We start from the raw sequence: 22,898 nt of genomic DNA, 5'->3' as shown, positions 1-22,898 counted from the left end.
ACTAAATGAACTCACTGGAACGCAAAGCAACTCCTGTCATGGAATCACCCCTGCCCGCCCCGTCGAATGGTGACCGCACCGCGCATTCGCCATCGTCTTCGCCAAAACTTGGCCGCTGGATGATCGGCATCATCATTTTATTATTGGCGCTGGTCGTCGCCGGGCTCGTCCCACGCTGGCTGCACACGCAAGCGCTGGCCAAGGAAACCGTGGAACTGGCCACGCCGACGGTGCAGGTTGTCTCAGCCGCGCCGGGTGCCGCTGTGTCCACGCTTAAGCTTCCCGCCGAAGTCCAGGCGTTCGTGGCCGCGCCGATTTACGCGCGCGCCAATGGCTACGTGAAACATTGGTACGTGGACATTGGCACGGCGGTTGAAGCGGGCAAATTGCTGGCGGATATTGACACGCCGGAGTTGGATCAGCAGTTGACCGGCGCGCGGGCTGAACTCGTGCAGGCCCAGGCGGCCGAGTCGCTCGCGCAGATCACCGCCGATCGCTGGACGGAATTAATGAAGACTTCCAGCGTGAGCGCGCAGGAAGACGCCGAGAAACAGGGCGACTTGAAACTCAAGATCGCCGCCGTGGACACCGCCAAGGCCAATGTGGAACGGCTCGCGGATTTGCAATCTTTCAGCCACGTCACCGCGCCGTTCAACGGAACCATCACCACCCGTGATATTGACGTCGGCGATCTTATCATGCCGGGCAAGGAATTGTTTCGCCTCGCCGAGACCAGCAAATTGCGCGTGTTCGTTCGCGTGCCGCAATCGGCCACCCCTGGAATCGCCACCGGCGTGGACGCGGAATTGACCGTGCCGGAATTGCCGGGCCGCACCTTCACCGCCAAAGTGGTTCGCACCGCCGGGGCCATTGATGCCTCCTCGCGCACGCTGCTCGTCGAACTCGAAGTGAACAATCCGAAGAACGAAATCTTCGCCGGCAGTTACGCCGAAGTCAGTTTTCCTGACGTGAAACAAGCGCCGTCGCTGGTGCTGCCCGCGAACACCCTGCTCTTTCGCGATGCGATGCAAGTCGGCGTCGTCGGCGCGAACAACAAAGTGGAATTGCGCAACGTGGGCATCGGCCGCGATTTTGGCAAAACGGTTGAAATTGTTTCTGGCATCACGGCGCAGGACAAAATCATCATCAACCCCGTGGACTCGTTGACTTCCGGCATCACCGTGCGCGTGGCGGAAACACCCGTGGCGGAAAAGGCGCAATGAACAGCAATGACGGCAGGCGGGCCGGCGCGCTGGCAGCGACGGCATTGATCGTGGGTTTGGCGGGTTGCGCGGTGGGACCGGATTACAAACGTCCTTCGGCGGCAGTTCCCCCGGCTTACGCCAGCGACACGAATTCTTTCGGCACCAACGAATGGAAAATCGCGGAGCCGCGCGCGAATCTTCCCAAGGGCAAGTGGTGGGAAATTTTTCAGGACGCCCAGTTAAATGGGCTCGAAGCGGACGCCGCAACTTCCAACCAGGATTTGAAGGCAGCCGTCGCGGTCTTCGAGCAGGCGCGCGCGTTCGTGGACATCAATCGGTCGGGGCTTTTTCCGCACGTGGCCTTCGCGCCTTCCTACACACGCGAACGCGATTCCGCGAATCGCCCGATCAACGGCATCTCCAATGGTCTGCCGGACACTTACAACAATTTCACTGTGCCGCTGGATGCCAGCTACGAAGTGGATGTGTGGGGACGCGTGCGGCGCACGGTGGAAGCCGCGCGCACGGCGGCGCAAGCCAGCGCGGACGATGTCGAAGCCACGCGGCTTTCCATCCAGGCGGAATTGGCCACGGATTATTTTACGCTGCGCGCGCTGGATGCCGAGTTGGCGTTGTTGCGCTCGAGTGTCGAGGTGTTTCAAAAATCGTACGACCTCACACGCAATCGCCGTGCGGGCGGTGTGGCGACCGACCTCGATGTTGCACAGGCGGAAACGGTTTTGAAAACAACCGAGGCGCAGTTGCCTGTGACCTTGCTTGAACGCACGAAAGTGGAACATGCCTTGGCGGTTCTTACCGGCCGTCCGGCTTCCTCGTTTGATTTGCCGGAGAAAACCCTGACTCTCGCTCCGCCGATTTTGCCTGCCGGTGTGCCTTCGGAATTGCTCGAACGCCGTCCAGACATCGCTTCGGCGGAACGGCGCATGGCTTCGGCGAACGCGAATATCGGTGTGGCGAAAGCGGCATTTTATCCGCGCATCCAGTTGAGCGGGCTGGCGGGTTACCAAAGTGTCAGCGCGGGCACGGCGTTCGATTGGCCGAGTCATATCTGGGCGTTCGGCCCATCGGTGACGTTTCCACTTTTTGAAGGCGGACAGTTGCGCGCGGAATTAAAACGGACTCAAGCGGTCTATGACGAAGTTGTCGCGCAATATCGTCAAAATGTTTTGAATGCCTTTGCCGAAGTGGAAGACAACCTCGCCGGCCAGCGCTTGCTTGCTGTGGAAAACGAAGCTGAAGCCGCCGCACTTCAATCTGCCGAAAAGACTTTGGACATCGCCAACAACCGTTACCGCGCCGGCTTGGTGACTTATCTCGAAGTGGCCACGGCGGAAAACGCCGCGCTCGATCTCCAACGCACCGCTGTCCGCCTTCACGGTGATCAACTGGTCACGACCGTGGCTTTGATCAAATCCCTCGGCGGCACCTGGCAAGTCCCGCCAAAACAGCTTTAATCAACGGCTTGCAATCGTTGTCAGCATCCGTTCAGCCCGTGAAAAGGCTGGGCGGATAGACTGATTTTCGCCTTCCCTGGCTTCACCGCAATGTCTTCCCAGCGCACTCATTTTCTTCCGTAAGTTATTGCCGGTAGTGCTTGTTATATTTTTTGGCAACCCTATACTCCCGTCCAATTATTGCATCCAAAAGCCGGTTTCAAACGAATTCATTGCGGACGGGTTGGTGTTTTATGAGGTGATTCGGGCGGATTTGAAATTATGGACCGTTTAAAACCATTTTTTAAGGCGAGCTTTATTTCCGTGGTCCAGTGGGTGGACTCCGATTTTGGAAACGAAGATACCGCCGCGATCAAGGCGAAACCGGATCGCGTGGAATGGGTGCGGACCATCCCCTTCGTCATTTTGCATCTCGGTTGTCTCGGCGTCATCTGGGTTCATTGGAGTTGGATTTCCGTTTGCGTGGCCATCGGTTTATACCTCGCGCGCATGTTCGCCATCACCGGATTTTATCACCGCTATTTTTCGCACAAAACTTTTCATACCTCGCGGCTGGTTCAATTCCTCTTCGCTCTGGTGGGCGCTTCCGCTGTCCAGCGCGGGCCGCTTTGGTGGGCGTATCAACACCGTCATCATCATCAGCACTCCGACGAAGAATGCGATGTTCATTCACCGAACCAGCGCGGGTTCTGGTGGTCGCACATCGGCTGGATCACGAGCGCGCGCAACTTTCCCACCGATTACAATCAGGTCCGCGACCTTGCAAAATATCCCGAACTCGTTTTCCTCAATCGCTTCGACTCACTCGTTCCCATCGTGCTCGCGGTGCTGCTCGCGTTTGTTGGCCATCTGCTCTACGTCTTCAAGCCGAGCCTCGGTGTGACCGGCAACCAGCTTTTGGTCTGGGGCTTTTTTATCAGCACGACCGCCTTGTTCCACGCCACGTCTTCCATTAATTCCCTCGCGCATCTCCTCGGCAAACGCCGCTACGAAACCAGCGACAACAGCCGCAACAGTTTGATCCTCGCGCTCATCACGCTCGGCGAAGGCTGGCACAATAATCACCATCGCTACATGAGTTCCACGCGCCAGGGTTTCTATTGGTGGGAAGTGGATATTTCTTATTACGTGCTCAAGGCGATTTCCTGGACGGGCATCATTTGGAACTTGAAGCCCGTGCCGATCTCGGCGTATCAGGCACCGGCGTTGAAACCGAATAGTTCCGCGTCCGTGGCCAATCACCGTGCCTGACGGTTGTGACGAAGCTTGCGATCATCGGGACAGGCATTGCCGGGCTGGGTTGCGCGTATTTTTTGCATCCGCATTACGACCTGTCGCTTTACGAAAAAAATGATTACGCCGGCGGCCATACGAACACGATTACGGTCAACGAAGGCAATATCGCCGTGCCGATTGACACCGGTTTCATGGTGTATAACGAAGTCACTTATCCGAACCTGACCCGCCTATTTCGGGAATTGAACGTGGCCGTAAAACCCACTTCGATGTCCTTCAGCGTGCAACATTTGTCTTCCGGCCTCGAGTTCTGCGGCACCAGCCTGAACCACCTTTTCGCCCAGCGCCGCAATCTTTTCAGCCCGCGCTTCTGGCGGATGATCCGGCAAATAAATCGTTTCAACGAGGAAGCCGTCGCCGCGCTCAATCAATCCGAATACGCCGCGATGAACGTCGGCGATTACGTCCGCACGCGCAAATATGGCGACGATTTTCTGCATCTTTATCTCGTCCCGATGAGCGCTGCCGTCTGGTCCACGCCGCCTGATTTGATGCTCGAGTTTCCCGCGATGACGTTGCTGCGCTTTTTTCACAATCATGGTTTTCTCGGCCTGCACACGCAGCACCCGTGGCTCACGGTCGTCAACGGCGCAAAATCTTACGTGCAAAAAATCACCGCGCCTTTTCGCGATCGTTTGAAGTTGCAAAGCGGCGCAGCGAAGGTCGTCCGCGAAGGCGGCAAGGTGAAAATCATTTCGCGCGATGGCCGTTCAGAAACGTACGACAAAGTTATCTTCGCCTGCCACGCTGACGAAGCGTTGCAACTGCTCTCCGATGCCGATGCGCAGGAACGCGCCGTGTTGGGCGAATTCAAATATCAACCAAACATCGCGACCCTTCACACCGACGCGAGCGTGATGCCCAAAACCAAAATGTGCTGGGCGTCGTGGAATTATCGCATTGATAAAAACGCGGATGGAGGGGTTTCACCTTCGACGATTTATTGGATGAACAGCCTCCAAGGCGTTTCTCAAAAGCAGAATTATTTCGTTTCCATCAATGGGGCGGAAAAGATTCATCCAGATCGTGTGCTCAAGCGTATCTCATACGATCACCCGGTGTTCAGCCTGGGTGCGATTCGCGCGCAATCGGAATTGCCGCGGCTCAATCAGCGCATGAGCAATACATTTTTTTGCGGCAGTTATTTTCGCTACGGTTTCCACGAGGACGCCTTCACGTCGTCGCTCGATCTGTCGCGTCTGCTCGCCCAAGGAGTGTGGTCGTGAACTCCTGCCTTTATGAATGTTCGGTGATGCACCATCGCCTCGCGCCCAAGGAGCATTATTTCAATCACACTATTTTCATGTTCTATCTCGACCTGAACGAGGTGGATCACGTGGCGAAAAAAATATTTTTCTTTAGCCGCAATCGCCGCAACCTTTACGAATTCCGCGACGCCGATCACATGCCGCAAAGCGCCGGTCCTATTCGGCAAAGCGTGCTCGATTATCTTTCCCGCAACGGTATCGAGTTCGATCCTAATGGCCGTATCATGCTTCTCACTTTGCCGCGCACACTTGGCTATATTTTCAATCCGGTTTCATTTTATTTTTGTTTTGATACTGCGGGCGCGCCGGTTTGTGCAGTCGCGGAAGTTGGTAATACATTTCGCGAAAAGAAACTTTTTCTCCTTCGCGGCGCGGAGTTGGATGCGAAAGGCACGTTCCGCAAAATTACCACAAAACTTTTTTATGTTTCGCCGTTTTCAAGCCTTGATCTCAGCTTTGATTTCAAATTGAAAATTCCTGGCGACAATTTGGAAATTCATATTGATGATCGCGATGGCGCGGACCGGGTTTTGTTGAGCACGCTTGCGGGCAAGCGCGCGGAGTTGACGAACGCGCGGCTCGCGTGGTTCACGGTGAAATACCCGCTGGTCACGCTCAAGGTGATTTTTCTCATCCACTGGCACGCGCTGTTGCTTTACTTGAAAAAAATTCCGTTCTATCGCAAAGCCGAAAATCCAGCGATGCAGTCTGACGTCTTGAATCCGCACCCAACCTTAACCGGGAGAGCCAAATGAACCAGCACACCACCGCCACGCTCAATCAGCCGATCGCGACTTCTGCCGCGCGCATGCCGCTGCCTTTTTATGCGCGCATCATCATGCAAACGCTTGAGCGCATGACGCTTGGCTGCCTGCATCTTGAATTGCCCGACGGTTCGCGCCGCGTTATCGGGCAGCCCGGCGCGAGGGTTGAAGCGCAGGTGCGCATTCTGACCTGGGATTTTTTTAAACGCTGCGTGTTGTTCGGCGACATTGGTTTTGGCGAGGCTTACGTGGATGGGGATTGGGACACTGACAACATCACGCAGGTTATTTCGTGGTTTGTGCTGAATGTCGAAAATTCTCCAGCGATGTCGGGGTCGCAGAGCAAAAAATTTATCATCAATTTGCTGGGCAAATATAATCGCGCGCTGCACCTGCTCCGGCCCAACAGTCTCACGACCAGCCGGCGCAATATTCAGGAGCATTACGATCTCGGCAACGAATTTTATAAGTTGTTCCTCGACTCCACGATGACTTATTCGTCGGCGTATTTTGAATCGCCGGGGCAAAGCCTTGCGGAGGCCCAGACTGCCAAGTATGACCGGCTCTGCCGCAAGCTGCGCATCAAACCCGGCGAACATGTTCTCGAAATCGGCAGCGGCTGGGGCGGGTTCAGCCGTCACGCCGTAAAAAATTATGGCTGTCGCGTGACGACTATTACTATTTCCGATGAGCAGTTTAAATATGCGCGGGAATTGTTTCAGCGCGAAGGCATCGCGGACCGGGTGGATATTAAGTTGATGGATTATCGTTTGTTGGAAGGGCAGTTTGATAAGATTGCGTCCATTGAAATGCTCGAAGCCGTTGGAGACGCTTATCTCGAAACTTATTTTGGCAAATGCCAGCGGCTTTTGAAACGCGATGGGCTGCTCGGAGTGCAGATGATCACGTGCCCGGATGCGCGTTACGACTCGCTGCGCAAAAATGTGGATTGGATTCAGAAACATATTTTTCCCGGCTCGCTCCTGCTTTCCATTAATCGCGTGAATGAAGCTGTCTGCCACACTGGCGGCATGTTCATGCACGACCTCACTGATATGGGATTGTTCTACGCCGAGACGCTCAAGCGCTGGCATACGTCCTTCAATCAGCGCCGCGAAGAGGTTCTCAAGCTTGGCTTCGACGAACGCTTCATCCGCAAATGGAATTATTATTTGTGTTACTGCGAAGCGGCGTTCGCGATGCGCAACATCAGCGTCGTGCAGGCCATTTTCACGCGCGCCAACAACGCCACGTTGATGTAATCGCTCACGCCATGCCCGCGACGACCGCCGAACCAAAAGTTCCTGACGCCAGGTCATTCTGGCAGCGGCGGGTTGTGGATGTTATCGTTGGGCAACTCAAACAAGGCATCACGCCGGAAAAAGTTTCACTTACGATTGCCCTTGGCGTGACGCTGGCGATGTTTCCCATCATGGGCAGCACTACCCTGCTGTGCGGGCTGGTTGCCTTCGCGCTCAAGCTCAATCAGCCTATCATCCAACTCGTCAACTGGCTCATGTATCCGGTGCAGCTTTCGACGATTCTGGTTTATGTGCGCATCGGTGAATGGATCACGCGCGCCCAGCGCGTGCCGTTTTCCATTCCCGAACTGTTGAAAAAATTCAAGGAATCGCCGGCCAATTTCATGCGGGAATTTGGCATGACGGGTTTGCATGGAATTATCGGCTGGGTGGTGGTCGCTCCGTTCGTTGCGGCGGCGCTTTATTTTATTTTGCTTCCGGCGATGCGGAAACTTTCGAACCTCAACAAACCTGTGCATGCTGACTGAGTTTCTAAAATTATTTTTTACCGGCTGGGTGTTTGCCGGGTTGTTCATGGTGGTGACTTTTATCGTCAGCCGCCGGATAAAAAATACTGGGATCGTGGATGTCGCGTGGTCCATTGGGTTCGCGCCCGTCGCTATTTTCTATGCGACATTTTCGCATGGCGATCTTACGCGGCGCTGGCTGATCGCCGGCATGGCGACACTTTGGTCGGTGCGGCTGGCCGCGCATATCGCGGCTCGGGTGAAACACTCGCATCCCAAGGAAGATGAGCGTTACCACAAACTGCGCGAGGAATGGGGCGCGCAGGAAGCGCAAAAAATGTTTGGCTTTTTTCAGGTGCAAGCGGCTTTGCTGATCGTTTTATCCGTGCCATTTTTGCTGGCGTGCATGAATGCCCGCACAGGAATTTCCGCGTTTGAAATGGTTGGGGTCGCAGTCTGGTTGATTGCGCTCGGCGGCGAAAGTTTGTCCGACCATCAGCTCAAGCAATTCAAGGCCGATCCAAAAAACAAAGGCCATGTCTGCCAGGCGGGCTTGTGGCATTACTCGCGGCATCCCAATTATTTTTTCGAGTGGTTGATCTGGATGGGTTATTTCATTTTCGCGCTCGGTTCGCCGTGGGGTTGGATCACCGTTTATTGCCCCGCGCTCATGCTGTTCTTTCTGCTCAAGGTCACCGGCATACCGATGACCGAGGAGTTGTCCGTGAAAAATCGCGGCGATGAATATCGCCAATATCAAAAGACCACGAGCGCGTTCGTGCCGTGGTTTCGCAAAGGCTGATTTGGATTCAAAACTGGAGATGTTTTATGGCGCTTGATGCTCTGTTGGAAAAAGACGTGGTTCCGGATTATTTGATCCGGGTTGGCATTCGCCGCCTGCTTGCCGAACGCCTGCGCGAAGAAAGCGAGGGCGGCGTCGAGGCGCAGCAGGCGCGGCTGCTGGCGCTCATCGCGGATTTGAAATCCAGTCCCATCGCCATCGAAACCAAAGCCGCCAACGAACAACATTACGAAGTCCCCACGCGCTTCTATCAACTCTGTCTCGGCAAACGCCTCAAATATAGCGGCGCTTATTATCCTGACGGTGTCCACACGCTCGACGAAGCCGAGGAAACCATGCTCAAGCTTACCTGCGAACGTGCCCGCTTCGCCGATGGCCAGGACGTGCTCGAACTCGGTTGCGGCTGGGGTTCGATGTCGTTGTGGCTGGCAGAAAATTATCCCAACAGCCGCATCACCGGCGTCTCGAATTCCGCGACGCAAAAATTGCACATTGATGCCGAATGTAAACGGCGCGGACTGAAAAACCTGCGCATCCTCACCTGCGACATGAATCGTTTCGACATCGAAGAAAAATTCGATCGCGTGATTTCTGTTGAGATGTTCGAGCACATGAAGAATTACGAAAAGCTCCTGGGCAACATCGCGCGCTGGCTGAAGCCGGATGGAAAATTATTTGTTCATATCTTTACGCATCGCGATTTTGCCTATCATTTCATCGCGCGCGACGATTCCGATTGGATGGCGAAATATTTTTTCACCGGCGGCATCATGCCGAGCGACGATCTGCTGCTCTATTTCCAAAAGGATTTGAAAATCGCCGAGCACTGGCGCGTCAGCGGCGTGCATTATCAAAAAACCGCCGAAGCGTGGCTCACCAACATGGACAGCAACGAGGACGAAATCCGCCCGATTTTTGCGGAAACCTACGGCGCGGACCAGGAATCGAAGTGGTGGGCTTACTGGCGCATCTTTTACATGGCTTGCGCCGAATTATGGGGTTACAATGGCGGTAAAGAGTGGCTGGTTTCTCACTATTTATTTGAAAAATAATACCGCGCATCGTTTGGCCGCGGTTTTGGAAATTCAAGAAAGGCGGTTGCACTTATTATATGGCTAAAAAATATTTCGCGCGGCTGGCTTTGATGCTATTCGCACTGGCGCTGGTGGCCGGTTGCGTTCCGCGTTTGCCCGATTCGGTAAAGCACGAAGCGAATATTGAATACGCCCGCGTCGGCACGAATTCGCTTTTGCTCGACATCTATTCGCCGAAACAACCGATTGGAAAATTGCCGGTGGTGGTGTGGATCCACGGCGGTTCGTGGAAATCGGGCAGCAAGGATCCCTGCTACATCGGTTTCATGGCAACGCAAAATCTGGCGATTGTCAGCATCAATTACCGCTTGAGTGGCGTCGCTCCGTATCCCGCGCAAATTTATGACTGCAAGGGCGTCATCCGCTGGCTGCGAGCGCACGCCGATAAATACGATCTCGATCCCGATCACATCGGCGTGTTCGGCGCTTCGGCCGGCGGGCATCTCGCGGCCCTGCTTGGCACGACGGCGGGGGTGAAGGAATTGGAGGGCGACGTGGGCGGCAATTTAAATTATTCCAGCAAGGTCCAAGTGGTGTGCGCATTTTATCCGCCGACGGATTTGGACAAATTGGTCACGGAAGAAAGCCTGCGCGTGAGTCCGGATACGGACGTGGCCAAATTTTTGGGCGGCCCGGTGAACAGCGAGCTTGCCAATGCCGCGCTGGCCAATCCGGTTCGTTATGTGACCAAGGACTCGGCGCCATTTTATATTCTTCATGGCGCGCAGGACAAACTTGTGCCAGTTTCACAGAGTCAACTATTGTATGACGCGTTGACCAACGCGGGAGTGGAGGCGCATCTGGCGATTGTCCCCGGCGGACATGGCATTATCGCGCCGCGCAAACCCGCGATGGAAATTTACAAATTTTTTCAAGCGCACCTGGGGATGACGCCCAAGACCGGATAGGCAGAATCACCCGCGCGCGCGGGAAGTCGAAATGGCATTGCTCCTGATTACAACTCTGATGTTGGGAGGCATCGTGGCGCTGGTGGCGTTCTATTGCCGGGAGTTTCACGAAATCTCCGCGGAATATACGCGCCGCTGGTTCCTGGGTTGGTTCGTGCGCGGCATTGGCGCGCCGGTCGCAATCTGGCTGATGTTAAACTGGGGCCCATTGCCTTTTCTCCCGCCGCTCAATCCCTTCGTCGCGAACCTGCGCGCAAAAGGTTTTTACGCCGAGGCTCTCGTGTTCCAAACCTTGTTCGCAGCGGTGCCGATCGTTTCTTATTGGGGCGCGCTGAGCTTCGGCTGGTTTCTCACCAGCCTGTTCAAGCGCGCGAAAAATACGGATGACTTCATCATCGCGCTCATTGTGTGGGGGCCGGTGCTGCTGCTGCTGGCGTTGATCTTCTGGGCGGTCAGCGGCTGGTACGGTGTCGGCTGCGGCGCGGTGCTTTGGGCATGGCCACTCACTCAATATTTGTTGAACACCGCGAATATGAGCGTTCCCGCGCCTGCCTACTCCCGCGCCATCGGCAAAATAAAATTCGGCAAATATGCGGAAGCGGAAATGGCGATCATCGGCGAATTGGAGAAAGTTGAAAATGATTTTGATGGCTGGATGATGCTCGCCGAACTTTACGCGCGCCAATATCACGACTTGTCGGAAGCCGAAAGAACCATTTACGAAATTTGCGGCGATTCGGCGACCACGCCTTCGCAAGTTTCCCTGGCACTTCAAAAGTTGGCGGATTGGTATTTGCATTTTGGCAGCGATCCCGTTTCCGCGCGGCGGGTGCTAGAAGACCTTTGCGAGCGTGTTACGGGAACTCATCTGGCGTTCATGGCGCGCCAGCGCATCAATCAAATTCCCGCATCGCGCGCCGAGTTTGATGAGCAATCAAAACCACAAAAGATCGCCATGCCCGCGCTCAATGACAGCCTTGATGAACCGGATGCGCCGCACGCCAGCGCCAAGACGCGCGAAGCGGCGATGACCTCGATCAATCAACTGATTGAAAAACTCAACGCCGATCCCAACGACATCGCCGCCCGCGAGAAACTCGCCAAACTTTTTGCCGACCAACTCGAAAAATTCGAACTCGCCATCGAGCAGGTCGAATTGCTTCTGGGAATACCGGAGCAGCCGGAGCGTAAAGTCGCCGAATGGCTTGCCCTTCTGGCTGCGTGGCAAATAAAACAGTTTGGCGAAGGCCCGGAAGCCAAAAAAACTTTGGAACGATTGATCCACGAATTTCCGCATTCCGCCCAGGCGTTTGCCGCCCAGCGCCGGCTCAATTTGATCAACATGAATTCAAAAATGCGTCCCGTGCGTCCGATGGGGAAAAACGCCGAGTCGAAATCCTAGCTGCCGACTGCCACTTTCTGCGCGAGATGCCGCTCCTGCCGTTTGGGAACTTTCACCCGCGCCTTGTCTCTTCGTGACACGATCACGTCCGGCAAATGCGGCCGCAAAAACAACGGCTTGTCACTTCGCCCACCCGCCTGATAATCCTGCCAAATCGCCGATGCCACGATGTCCACTGGCATTTTTTTCTCTTCCACCAAAAATTCAAATAAGGCTTCGCCAAGTTGCGCCAGCGCAATGCCATGCCGCCGCCCGAACTTTTCATGCAACCAATCGCAAAGCCGCAAAAACTCTTTGAACGGCGATTGCGCATCCCGCCAAATCAGCGGTGCGGCGGTGACAAAATTTCCGCTGTTGCCGATCAAATCCCAGAATCGCGCGAACCGGCGCAGCCGTTGTAACTCGGAAAAGTTCAATAACTTTGTCTGCAAAATCTCGTAAGGCGGATGCTCGTGATAAACCATTTCCCATTCGGCGTCGTGGCGCACAATCGGGGTGCCGCGCAGCCGCTTCAAAATTCCCACCTGGATTTCCTGCGGCCCGAGCGCCAGCAAACGGTCAAAGCCCTGGCCAAAACTTTCCAGCGATTCGCCGGGAAGGCCGACGATCAAATCGGCATGCACATGCACGCCGGTGTGTTCGCGCAGGAATTTGAAATTATCCGCGAGCCGGTCGTAATCCTGCCGGCGGCTGATGAGTTGCGAGACGTGCGGATTGAAAGTTTGGATGCCGACTTCAAATTGCAGCGCGCCCGGCGGAAACCTGGCGATGATTTCGCGCAACGCTTCGGGCAGACGGTCGGGTATCATTTCAAAATGCACGAACAGGCCGGGCTCATAACGGTCGAGAAAAAATTGCAGCAGAGCTTTGCTGGTCGCGAGATTTAGATTGAAGGTGCGGTCAACGAATTTGAATTGCCGCACGCCCCGGCGCAATAATTCCTCCAGATTTTTCAGCAGCGGCGCGAGCGGGAATTGGCGCACGGGAATATCCAGCGACGAGAGGCAAAATTCGCAGGTGAATGGGCATCCGCGCGAAGCCTCCACATAAATAATGCGATGCGCCACGTCCCGCTCGTCATACAAATCGTACGGCGCGACAATTTTATCGAGCACCGGCAATTCGGCAGGAATGATTTTCGGCAGCGAGGTTTCTCCGGCGAGCAAACGGCCACACACTTCGGCGAATTTGAGGTCGGCCTCGCCGGTGATGACGTGGTCGGATTGACGAACGATCGGCTGATGCTCGGTTTCGTAACTGACTTCGGGGCCGCCCAAAATAATGATGAGGTCGGGGCGCAGACGTTTGAGCGTGGAGACTAGTTCTGTGGTTGGAGTGATGTTCCAGATGTAAACGCCGAGGCCGAGGATGCGCGGATTTTCGGCGAGCAGCGTTTCGGCGATTTCGATGGGCCGCTGGTTGATGTCGAATTCAAGCAACTTCGCCCGCGAACGCAAGCCGCCGAGGTTGGCGAGCAGGTAACGCAAACCAAATGCGGCATGGATATATTTTGCGTTGAGCGTTGCGAGGACGATGTCCGCCATACTCCGCGAATTTAAGCCAAAATCCGCGTTGTGAACAGCGCAAATCGGGATGGAGTTTGGGTTCTTTAAACATGATGCTTCTAATGAAGCTTATTAATTACGGCTCGCGAGTACGCTCGCCCTCCCATTAAAAATGCCTTCATCTGCGATTGACGCGGCCAGCGTGGGCCACTTAAATGTTGCGAGTTACATCCAACATTATGGCCTCAACCGAAAAACCGACCAACATCACTTCGCTGTCCCACGAGGAACGCGTATTCGCTCCCGCAAAAAGTTTTTCCGCCGGCGCCCATGTCAAATCCATGGCGGAGTATCGCAAGCTTTACAACGAGTCCATCAAGTCGCCGGAAAAATTTTGGGCGAAGCAGGCGAAGAATGAACTGGTCTGGTTCGCGCCGTGGAAAAAAGTGCTGCAATGGAAAGCGCCGTTCGCAAAATGGTTCGTCGGCGGCAAGCTCAACGTGAGTTACAACTGTCTCGACAGGCATCTCAACACGCCGACGGCCAATAAGGCGGCGATTATTTGGGAAGGCGAGCCCGCAGGGGCGGGAATTCCGGGCGAGGAGCGTACGCTGACTTATAAGCAGTTGCATCGCGAGGTTTGTTTGTTCGCTAATGTGCTCAAGCGCAATGGCTTGAAGAAGGGCGACCGGGTCATTATTTACTTGCCGATGGTGCCCGAGGCGGCGATTGCCATGCTCGCTTGTGCGCGAATGGGCGCGATCCACTCGGTGGTGTTCGGCGGGTTCAGCGCGCAGTCGGTGGCGGACCGGGTTTTTGATTGCCAGGCGAAAATGGTTATCACTTCCGACGGAGGTTTTCGCCGCGGTGCGGTTGTTCCGCTCAAGAAAAATGTGGATGACGCGCTGGCGATCAAGGACGCGCAAGGCGAGTTGCTCGCGAAGACCATCGAGAAGGTCATCGTGCTCCGGCGCGCGAATAATGACATTCGCATTCAGGAGGGGCGCGACGTGTGGTGGCATCGCGAAATGGAACAGGTGAGCGCGGATTGTCCGGCTGAAAAAATGGATAGCAAATCGCCGTTGTTCATTCTTTACACCAGCGGTTCGACCGGCAAGCCCAAGGGAATTTTGCACACCACCGGCGGCTATCTGCTCGGCGCGAAGATGACCACGAAGTATGTCTTCGACTTGCGCGATACCGATGTCTATTGGTGCACCGCGGATGTCGGCTGGGTCACGGGCCACAGCTATGTCGTGTACGGGCCGCTGGCGAATGGCGCGACGAGTTTCATGTACGAAGGCGCGCCGAATTTTCCGGAGCCGGATCGCTTCTGGCGCATCGTGGCGAAATACGGCGTGAGCGTGCTTTATACGGCGCCGACGGCGATTCGTGCATTCATGAAGTGGGGAATCGAATGGCCGAAGAAACATGATTTGAGTTCGCTGCGTTTGCTGGGCACGGTCGGCGAGCCCATCAATCCCGAAGCGTGGATTTGGTATCACGAAGTTATCGGCGGCAAGCGTTGTCCGATTGTGGATACCTGGTGGCAAACCGAAACCGGCGCGATCATGATCACGCCGTTGCCCGGCGCGACGCCGACAAAACCCGGCACGGCTACGCTGCCATTTTTCGGCGTGCTGCCCGAAGTCGTGGATGACCAAGGCAAGGCGGTGCCAAAAAATAGCGGCGGCAAACTTGTCATTCGCAAACCTTGGCCGAGCATGTTGCGTGGAATCTGGGGCGACATGCAGCGGTATAAGGAAACGTATTGGAGCGAGGTTAAGGGCAGTTACTTCACCGGTGACGGTTGCCGACAGGATGCCGATGGATATTTTTGGATCGTGGGCCGTATTGACGACGTGCTCAATGTCGCCGGGCATCGCATCGGCACGGCTGAAGTTGAAAGCGCGCTCGTGAGCAATCAAAAAGTTGCCGAGGCTGCGGTCGTGGGTCGTCCGGATGAATTGAAAGGCCAGGCGCTCGTTGCCTTCGTGACCGTCAAAACGGGCGTCGTGGCCGATCAAAAATTGCGTGATGAATTGCGTGCGCATGTGGGCAAGGAAATCGGTCCCGTGGCGAAACCCGACGACATCCGTTTCGCCGAAGCATTGCCGAAAACGCGCTCGGGAAAAATCATGCGCCGCCTGCTCAAGCAAGTCGCGTCTGGCGCAGAGATCAAGGGCGACACCACGACACTGGAAGATTTCAGCGTGCTCGCCCGTCTTGGAAGCAGTGAGGAATAAACGAGCTGCCCTGGCTGCAAATCTCGAACAGTTCTTAGCCACACAAAAAACTTGCGCTGAAGCCGGGGGGTTTGTAAATTTTGGGGCTCTTGGCTGCACCCATAGCTCAATTGGATAGAGCGTCTGACTACGGATCAGAAGGTTAGAGGTTCAACTCCTCTTGGGTGCACCACTGTTCAAGGATTCCCTCACGGTCCATTCACCAATTATTTTTTTGAACTTGCCAGCGCTTCGAATTGACTTTTAAAAGCCACAAGACAAGAATCGTTCCGGGCGGCGGAACAAGCCACCCTAACTCTTATGTCTTCCGCACAAAGCGTTACGATAGGACAACAGCACATTGAATTGCACACGTTCACTGGCGAAGTCGTGGACGAAAAGAAATGGACTTCCACCCAGGTCTCCAGCAGTGGGGGCGGTTATAATGTGGGATCCGGTCAAAACAACCCCGTTTCGATTTCCTCCAGCAGCGAGACGCATGACCAATTTTTCCTGAAAGACGTGACGGGGCGAGAACAGGCCATCGAACTGACAAACGCCAATGTTGCCATCCGAAAGGGGCATTGCGTCACTGTCATCTGGGGCATACTCAGAGGCCAGGAACGCGGGCCTTATCTCGCGATCTACAATCATAATACGAGCACGCTGGACCATTTCAATGCGGTCATGCAAAGCCTGGTTGTGCAATCGCCGCCCTGGTGGGAAGGTTTCGCGTGGGGTATCAGTATTTTGGCCATTTGTTTCTATGGTGTTGGAATCATTGGCGTGATCATCCTCGCGGTGAAACGCAAGCATCGCTTTCGGCAAAATCAAGAAAACCTCGCGGCGCTTAAAGGAGCGGTTGCCAAACTTGTCGAAGAGACTCAAATCAACCGCGGCATTCCCTGATGGAATTCGCTAAAGATAATCAAACTCGCGGTGGAATTCTCCCAACCTGATGGCGAGGTGCGGTTACTTTGAGGGATTTGCGCCCTTCACATCCATGCGAATGGAATACAGCCCCGTGCTGGCGGTGATGAAAAGCGTTTGATGATCCTTGCCCGCGAAGCTGACATTCGCTGTCCACGGTTCCTGCACGTCAATGTGCTCGATTTTTTTTCCGTCCCTATCAAATACCGTTACGCCGCGGCCGGTAATATATATATCGCCGCGGTCGTCAATGGTCATGCCATCGGAACCCATCGTGCAAAAAAGTTTTTTATTCGCGAGCGAACCGTCAGGTTGGATGTCGTACGAATAGGTGCGGCCCGCGCCAATGTCCGACACGAAAAGTTTTTTGCCGTCGGGGGTGCCGGTGATGCCATTAGGCTTCTTCAAATCGTCGGTGATCCGCACTAATTTTTTTCCGTCTGCGGAAAGAAAATAAACCTGCTCAGAATCCAGTTGCATCGTCGTGTGGTCCCACCAGGAGCGTTTATAAAACGGGTCCGTGATATACATGTCCCCGTTCGGCGACACCCAGACGTCGTTCGGGCCGTTGAGATCTTTCCCCTGATAATCCTTGATGAGCACCTTCACCGTTTTGTCGGGAGCGATGGACCACAACTCATTTTTTTCGTCAGCGCACGCGATCAGGTTGCCCTTGCCATCGAAATACATTCCGTTCGCGCGACCGGAGGGTTGCATGAAGGTGGAAAGTTTCCCATCCACGCTCCACTCCATGATGCGATTAGTATTCTGATCCGTGAAAAATAAATTTCCTTGTGCGTCGCATGTCGGGCCTTCCGTAAACAAAAAGTCACTGGAAAGTTTCTCGAGCTTGGCACCGGGCGCGATAATATCGGCGGCGGTCAAACAAAACGGCAGCGCGAGCAGGCCACAAACCAGTCCGGCAAGCGCGAACGACGATTTATTTTTGGTCATGTATCCAGTGTGTGTCCGCACCGGGTAACGAGCGAGAAAAAAATACGCCCGCAAGGCGAAGCGGCGCTGCCTTGCCGCAGGGTTAATTCAGCTGAACTGCCGCTCAACCCTGGCATTTAGTGGAGCTACGTTAAAGGCGTTCTGATGGTGAGTTACTCATTGAAAGTAACTCAAAGTTTGAATTACAATTTATTCATCTCGCATGAAAAACAAAATTGAACGAGCCATCCAGGATTCCACCGCATTTAAAATGACCCGCCGCCGTTTGCTCGGTTCAGCGGCGCGCCTGGCGGCACTTGCGGCCGCGTCTTCCATTCTTCCGCCGAATTTGCGACGCGTCCTCGCGCAGGAACCTCCGCGCCGCGGCTCGCTCAAGGACATCAAGCACGTCGTCCTGCTCATGCAGGAGAACCGTTCCTTCGACCATTATTTCGGCACGATGGCCGGCGTGCGTGGATTTGATGATCCCAATGCCTTGACGCTTTCAACCGGCAAATCCGTTTTTCACCAACCCGACCCGCAAAATCCCAACGGTTATTTATTGCCGTTTCACCTGGACACGCGTAACACGAGCGCGCAGAAAATTCCCTCCACCAGCCACTCGTGGGGTCCGCAACATGAGGCGTGGAACGACGGCAAGATGGATAACTGGATGCCCGCGCATCGAAAAGTGGACGGCAAGAATGCGCCTTACATCATGGGTTATCACACGCGCGCGGATATTCCCTTTCAATTCGCGCTCGCCGAGGCTTTCACGATTTGCGATGCCTATCATTGTTCCGTGCTCGGTCCCACCTGGCCGAATCGCATGTATTGGATGACCGGCATGGTGGATCCCGATGGCAAATACGGCGGCCCCATGACCCGCAATGTCGCGCCCGAGGAAGGCTATCGCTGGAAAACCTATCCCGAGCGTCTCGAAAAGGCCGGCGTGAGTTGGAAAGTGTATCAGCAGGACGACAATTTCGAATGCGACGTGCTCGAACTTTTCAAACAGTATCGCGAATCCGGCGACAATTCCCCGTTGCGCCTCAAAGGTATGACGCGCTCGCCCGAAGGCAGATTTGAATACGACGCCATGAACGACAAGCTGCCCGCCGTCTCGTGGATCATCCCGACGAGTTATGAATCGGAGCATCCCGAATACATGCCCGCGGCGGGCGCGGCGTTCGTCGCAAAAAAAATTGATGCCATCGCCGCCAATCCCGAAGTCTGGGCGAAGACCGCGTTCATTCTCAACTACGATGAAAACGATGGCCTGTTCGACCACGTCGCTCCGCCCACGCCGCCGCCCGGCACGCCGCATGAATTCATCAAAGACCTGCCCATCGGCGGAGGCTTTCGTGTCCCGTGCATCATCGTTTCGCCGTGGACAGCGGGCGGATGGGTTTGCAGCGAGCCGCTCGACCACACGTCCATTTTGCAATTCCTGGAAAAATTCACCGGCGTGAAAGAGCCAAACATCAGCGATTGGCGGCGCAAAACTTTCGGCGACATGGTGTCCGCCTTTCGCTTTGACGACGACAAAGCCGCCGCGCCGCCGCAATTGCCGGACGCCAGCAATTCCTACAGCCGCGCCAAGTATGAAGCGGGAAATTTGCCGGAACCGAAATTGCCCGGGGCCGAACAAAGTGTTCCCACGCAGGAAAAAGGCGAACGCAAACGGGTGCCGAAGAAGAGTAATGGTTAACTGCGTAGTGGCTATTCAATGTTCAGGTAGTGGCTGGGATGTGAGCGGCAATTAGACCTTGACCATCCATAAGCACTGCGGAATGGCGGCTCGGCATGAGCGAACTAGCCAGATTCGACAATATAGAAAACGAAAGGCGTGACAGACACCGAAAGAAACATGCCGCTATGTCTTTGCCCTGGAATTTCTAAGAAATAAATGGCGGCGCAACGAAAATAGTTATTGCCTTAGAGTCGTGCCTAAGGCGGGTTTATAAGAGACTGTGTTCCGGCCCTTTGTGTGATTTCCCTAAGCAAAAACGCTATTAAATCTACAAAGCTTTCGCGGTACTGGGAAACATTTATCTCAACATCAACAATCAAGCTACCGGAAGGACTGACCAATCGATTTTTCTCGTAAAGTGAGTGTAAATCTACTGTTCGTAGTCCACTTGTTTTTGGCCACACATTCAATTTTACTAAATATCTTTTTTTGTAAAATGACTTCTTGACCGGCATAAAAAACTCTGCGACTAGTCTTCGCGTCACACTCAAACCAAATAAGGGAACTTCTTTGGGCAGCTAAGTAATCAATCGAAAAAACCAGGTAACGTGATGGCTATTTCAAAGAGTGAACCATTAACCGTTGTAATTACTGGGGTTACCCGTGGGCTTGGCCGTGCTATGGTTGACGAGTTCATCCGGCTTGGCCATACCGTATGTGGGTGCGCCCGCACAAAAAGCCAAATCGCCAAGCTGCAGTTCATCTATCCGGCCCATGATTTTCAAAAGGTGGATGTCGCCTTGAATTCGGAAGTAGCGGCGTGGGCCCGGCGTCTTGCTTCAAAGCATCAACATCCTTATATACTATTGAACAACGCAGCTATTATAAATAACAAAGGTCCACTTTATAGCGCCGACAGCAGGTCTTTCTCTCGAGAAATTGATATCAATATTAAAGGGGTATTTCACGTTATACGCCATTTCGCTCCAATGATGATCAAACAAAGGCGTGGGGTTATCGTGAATTTCACGTCTCGATGGGGAAGACATTTTGAAAAGGAAATTGCGTCCTATTGCGCTACCAAATGGGCCGTTACGGCGCTTACGGCGGCTTTGGCTGAAGAGCTTAAGCCGATGCAAGTCGCTGCCATTGGATTAAACCCCGGAGTTGTTAAGACTGCCATGCTGAAAAAATATCTTGGCAGCAATGCGGCTTTCGCCGCAGCCGACTATCTGTCGCCTTCTGAATGGGCGAAAATCGCAGTACCTTTCATTCTGCGTTTGGGTTTTAAAGATACCGGGAAGATTCGGAAGGTACGGATTTGATCACTGGACGCACTCACAAAGAAAAAGAAAGGAAACCGATGAAAAACATGTACCGAGTAACCAGACCAGCATGGGCTGATAAAGAAAGAATGGAGACGGTTGTGATCTTCGTGGCAAGCTTTGCTCTTGCCATTTATGCGGCAGGAGGAGAATGGATAGCTGGCAGCGCGTTGGCATATTTTCACCTTCCTACGAACGGCCTTAATTATGTATGGCCAATAATTGATCTCATCGTTGTCACCTTTGGTTGTCTTTGGTTGATACAGTTTTACAAGAAGCGAAGCATTTGTTGTTATCCGAGCACTTTCCTATACGCCTTCAACATGCCTGAGGCATCCAACCCAAGTGGAAAATCCAAAGTGCTTGGTTATATTCATATAAAACCGGACATGAAAAGAGGCAACCTAATCGTGGAGGGCACATCATTCATTTGGGAGGATGGCTCCTTAGGCCAACGGACGGGGTTTACCTCGTCTGTAACCTTGGGAACAGAAGAGAACAATGAAACAGTTTGCCATATACATATTGATATCAACGAGGCAGATCGGTCAACCCGGCATTATAGCCACGGCATTCTTCAATTTCAGACGGTATTGGATTCAACAGGAAGTGCGACTCATGATGCCTATGCCGGATATTTAGAATCATATAAAAAACAGGGGGAACTTCAAAACCTGGTTGTCAGGGCAAGAGGTTACGCTGAGCGGTATCGAAGCGGCATCGTGCCGGAATCAGATATTCAACCCGTACTGCAAAGGATTGGGAATTTTTTATTCGCCAAATTTGATGCGATATCGGGCGGGCCGACTCTGCCTGCCTTGTGGACTGCAAATCCGCTGATTTCCTCTGAAAAGGCTAATATTTGGAAGCATGACATTCCGACTCCGCAGGCCGCCATCCTTAATGAAACGCTTCAACCTTATATCGAAAAATATTTAAGGGGTGTGCTGCAGCTATTCGGCCTCGATAATTCCGCGATCGCAAAATTTCAGTCTCTAGTCATCAAAAAAGCTAAAGCGGAAGACACACTGGTTGGTTATGAACGAGAATTGAAGGCCGGCCTGATTGGCCAACCTCGGCGGAAAGAGGATAAAGCTCTAAACCAACGCGCAGAGATAATATATAGCGAAATCAAGCAATTTTTTTCTGGGGAATCCTTGCTCGACATCGGTTGCGGAAACGGGCTCATCAGCAGCCTGGCAAAAAAGCACTTCAGCCATATACAGTTATTGGATGTAGTAGAGTATGTGCCAAAAGCTTTGAATCTGGCTTTCACTCCTTATATTGAAGGGCAGCCCTTTCCGATCAAAGATCCGTTTGACACAGTAATTCTGATAGCCGTGTTGCATCATTCACTTGCTCCGGTTGAACTTTTGAAGCTTGCATGGGGCGCGACCAAACAGCGGCTTATCATTATCGAATCGGTAGTAGGTGTCCACAATGTTCTTCCGTCAGTAAAATACGACTTAGTTGAGTTGTCCAATCAGGACCAGATTGCCTTTGCTGCCTTCGTTGACTGGTTTTATAATCGAGTACTTCATAACGATGTGCCCGTTCCGTATAACTTCACAACCATCGAAAACTGGCAGGCCACCTTCCTGCAACACAATATGCGATTAACCCAAACGATTCATTTGGGGCAGGATATAGAAATTGGCCCCGAATACCATGTCCTGTTTGTACTCGAAAAAGAGTCCTCTCCACGTAACCTTCCCAAAGTTTCTGATTCTGACGTGATTACCGCGTCCCTCGTATCCGGAATAAATTCAAAAAAATTCCAATCCTGGGCCGGTGGCGAACGCGTAACGCTTGCAATAGTGTTTACCGATATTGTCGGATCAACTTCAATGGGCCAGGAATTGAGAGACGCGGGCATGAACGCCGTGCGTCAAGCCCACTTTGACCGATGCCGAAACCGGATAAGTCACCTAAAAGGCTATGAAATAAAAACTTTGGGTGATGGTATCATGGTCGCTTTCAAATCTACGGATGCCGCGTTGGATTATGCGATTGATCTGCAATCCAATACTGGCCATCCACTGGTAAAAATTCGCGCCGGCATTCATATCGGTTCGGTGCTGGTGGAAGAAGAGGATGTATTCGGGGGCCCCGTGAATTTTGCTGCGCGAGTTGTAGGGACTATAAAAGAGGCCGAAATATGGCTGAGCAACGAAGCAAAATTAGACATTAGTCAGCTTGGAGCAGAAAGGCACCGGCATCTTCGATGGCAATGTCACGAAGGAAACATTCTGAGAGGTTTTCCCGGAACTTTTACGTTATGGTCGCTTAAGGAATAATAAAATAG

Annotated in this window: 18 protein-coding genes and 1 tRNA gene; 17 read left to right on the top strand and 2 right to left on the bottom strand. The window is 53.6% G+C overall.

Annotated features, from left to right (window positions below; translation table 11 throughout):
• Window positions 1–5 precede the first annotated feature (5 nt).
• The 11 genes from VH413_11930 to VH413_11880 all read left to right on the top strand — a co-directional run bounded on the left by VH413_11930 (window position 6) and on the right by VH413_11880 (window position 11,982).
• Window positions 6–1,223: an efflux RND transporter periplasmic adaptor subunit gene (locus VH413_11930; protein ID HEX3799398.1), complete on the top strand. Its 1,218-nt coding sequence runs from the start codon at window positions 6–8 to the stop codon at window positions 1,221–1,223.
• Window positions 1,220–2,680: an efflux transporter outer membrane subunit gene (locus tag VH413_11925; protein HEX3799397.1), complete on the top strand. Its 1,461-nt coding sequence runs from the start codon at window positions 1,220–1,222 to the stop codon at window positions 2,678–2,680. The genes VH413_11930 and VH413_11925 overlap by 4 nt, the downstream gene beginning before the upstream one ends.
• A gap of 261 nt (window positions 2,681–2,941) precedes the next feature.
• On the top strand, window positions 2,942–3,931 hold the full coding sequence (locus tag VH413_11920) for an acyl-CoA desaturase (protein HEX3799396.1): 990 nt from the start codon (window positions 2,942–2,944) through the stop codon (window positions 3,929–3,931).
• Between the two features lie 5 nt (window positions 3,932–3,936).
• Entirely contained in the window at window positions 3,937–5,202 is a 1,266-nt protein-coding gene (locus tag VH413_11915) for an FAD-dependent oxidoreductase (GenBank protein ID HEX3799395.1), read from the top strand.
• Complete coding sequence (locus tag VH413_11910) at window positions 5,199–5,999, top strand: DUF1365 domain-containing protein (protein ID HEX3799394.1); 801 nt, start codon at window positions 5,199–5,201, stop codon at window positions 5,997–5,999. Before VH413_11915 ends, VH413_11910 begins: the two co-directional genes overlap by 4 nt.
• Window positions 5,996–7,270: a cyclopropane-fatty-acyl-phospholipid synthase family protein gene (locus VH413_11905; GenBank protein HEX3799393.1), complete on the top strand. Its 1,275-nt coding sequence runs from the start codon at window positions 5,996–5,998 to the stop codon at window positions 7,268–7,270. The genes VH413_11910 and VH413_11905 overlap by 4 nt, the downstream gene beginning before the upstream one ends.
• 11 nt (window positions 7,271–7,281) lie before the next feature.
• Window positions 7,282–7,797, top strand: coding sequence for a DUF2062 domain-containing protein (locus tag VH413_11900; GenBank protein ID HEX3799392.1), 516 nt, complete (start codon window positions 7,282–7,284; stop codon window positions 7,795–7,797).
• On the top strand, window positions 7,787–8,578 hold the full coding sequence (locus tag VH413_11895) for a DUF1295 domain-containing protein (protein HEX3799391.1): 792 nt from the start codon (window positions 7,787–7,789) through the stop codon (window positions 8,576–8,578). Before VH413_11900 ends, VH413_11895 begins: the two co-directional genes overlap by 11 nt.
• A gap of 26 nt (window positions 8,579–8,604) precedes the next feature.
• A complete protein-coding gene (locus VH413_11890; protein HEX3799390.1) occupies window positions 8,605–9,630 on the top strand; it encodes a cyclopropane-fatty-acyl-phospholipid synthase family protein in 1,026 nt (341 codons plus the stop codon).
• A gap of 59 nt (window positions 9,631–9,689) precedes the next feature.
• Complete coding sequence (locus VH413_11885; GenBank protein ID HEX3799389.1) at window positions 9,690–10,580, top strand: alpha/beta hydrolase; 891 nt, start codon at window positions 9,690–9,692, stop codon at window positions 10,578–10,580.
• A 31-nt stretch (window positions 10,581–10,611) separates the two neighbouring features.
• Entirely contained in the window at window positions 10,612–11,982 is a 1,371-nt protein-coding gene (locus VH413_11880) for a hypothetical protein (protein ID HEX3799388.1), read from the top strand.
• Here the strand turns inward: VH413_11880 and VH413_11875 are convergent.
• Window positions 11,979–13,526 carry a DUF4080 domain-containing protein gene (locus VH413_11875; GenBank protein HEX3799387.1) on the bottom strand — a complete coding sequence of 516 codons (1,548 nt, stop codon included), beginning with the start codon at window positions 13,524–13,526 and terminating at the stop codon, window positions 11,979–11,981. The two genes, VH413_11880 and VH413_11875, sit on opposite strands and share 4 nt — an antisense overlap.
• Before the next feature lie 200 nt (window positions 13,527–13,726).
• Between VH413_11875 and acs the strand changes: the two genes are divergently transcribed.
• The 3 genes from acs to VH413_11860 all read left to right on the top strand — a co-directional run bounded on the left by acs (window position 13,727) and on the right by VH413_11860 (window position 16,621).
• Window positions 13,727–15,733 carry an acetate--CoA ligase gene (acs, locus tag VH413_11870; protein ID HEX3799386.1) on the top strand — a complete coding sequence of 669 codons (2,007 nt, stop codon included), beginning with the start codon at window positions 13,727–13,729 and terminating at the stop codon, window positions 15,731–15,733.
• Window positions 15,734–15,828: 95 nt separating this feature from the next.
• Window positions 15,829–15,905, top strand: a tRNA-Arg gene (locus VH413_11865).
• A gap of 128 nt (window positions 15,906–16,033) precedes the next feature.
• A complete protein-coding gene (locus tag VH413_11860; GenBank protein ID HEX3799385.1) occupies window positions 16,034–16,621 on the top strand; it encodes a hypothetical protein in 588 nt (195 codons plus the stop codon).
• 63 nt (window positions 16,622–16,684) lie between these two features.
• Here the strand turns inward: VH413_11860 and VH413_11855 are convergent, their stop codons facing one another.
• On the bottom strand, window positions 16,685–17,596 hold the full coding sequence (locus VH413_11855) for an SMP-30/gluconolactonase/LRE family protein (GenBank protein ID HEX3799384.1): 912 nt from the start codon (window positions 17,594–17,596) through the stop codon (window positions 16,685–16,687).
• Window positions 17,597–17,846: 250 nt separating this feature from the next.
• Between VH413_11855 and VH413_11850 the strand changes: the two genes are divergently transcribed.
• The 3 genes from VH413_11850 (at window position 17,847) to VH413_11840 (ending at window position 22,890) form a co-directional block, all read left to right on the top strand.
• Entirely contained in the window at window positions 17,847–19,286 is a 1,440-nt protein-coding gene (locus VH413_11850; protein ID HEX3799383.1) for an alkaline phosphatase family protein, read from the top strand.
• Between the two features lie 593 nt (window positions 19,287–19,879).
• Window positions 19,880–20,593, top strand: a complete 714-nt coding sequence (locus VH413_11845) for an SDR family oxidoreductase (GenBank protein ID HEX3799382.1) — start codon at window positions 19,880–19,882, stop codon at window positions 20,591–20,593.
• On the top strand, window positions 20,590–22,890 hold the full coding sequence (locus VH413_11840) for an adenylate/guanylate cyclase domain-containing protein (protein ID HEX3799381.1): 2,301 nt from the start codon (window positions 20,590–20,592) through the stop codon (window positions 22,888–22,890). Before VH413_11845 ends, VH413_11840 begins: the two co-directional genes overlap by 4 nt.
• The last annotated feature ends 8 nt before the right edge of the window (window positions 22,891–22,898 follow it).

This window comes from Verrucomicrobiia bacterium (assembly GCA_036268055.1).
GTDB lineage: Bacteria > Verrucomicrobiota > Verrucomicrobiia > Limisphaerales > Pedosphaeraceae > DATAUW01.
This window is presented reverse-complemented; position numbering and strand designations above follow the sequence as displayed.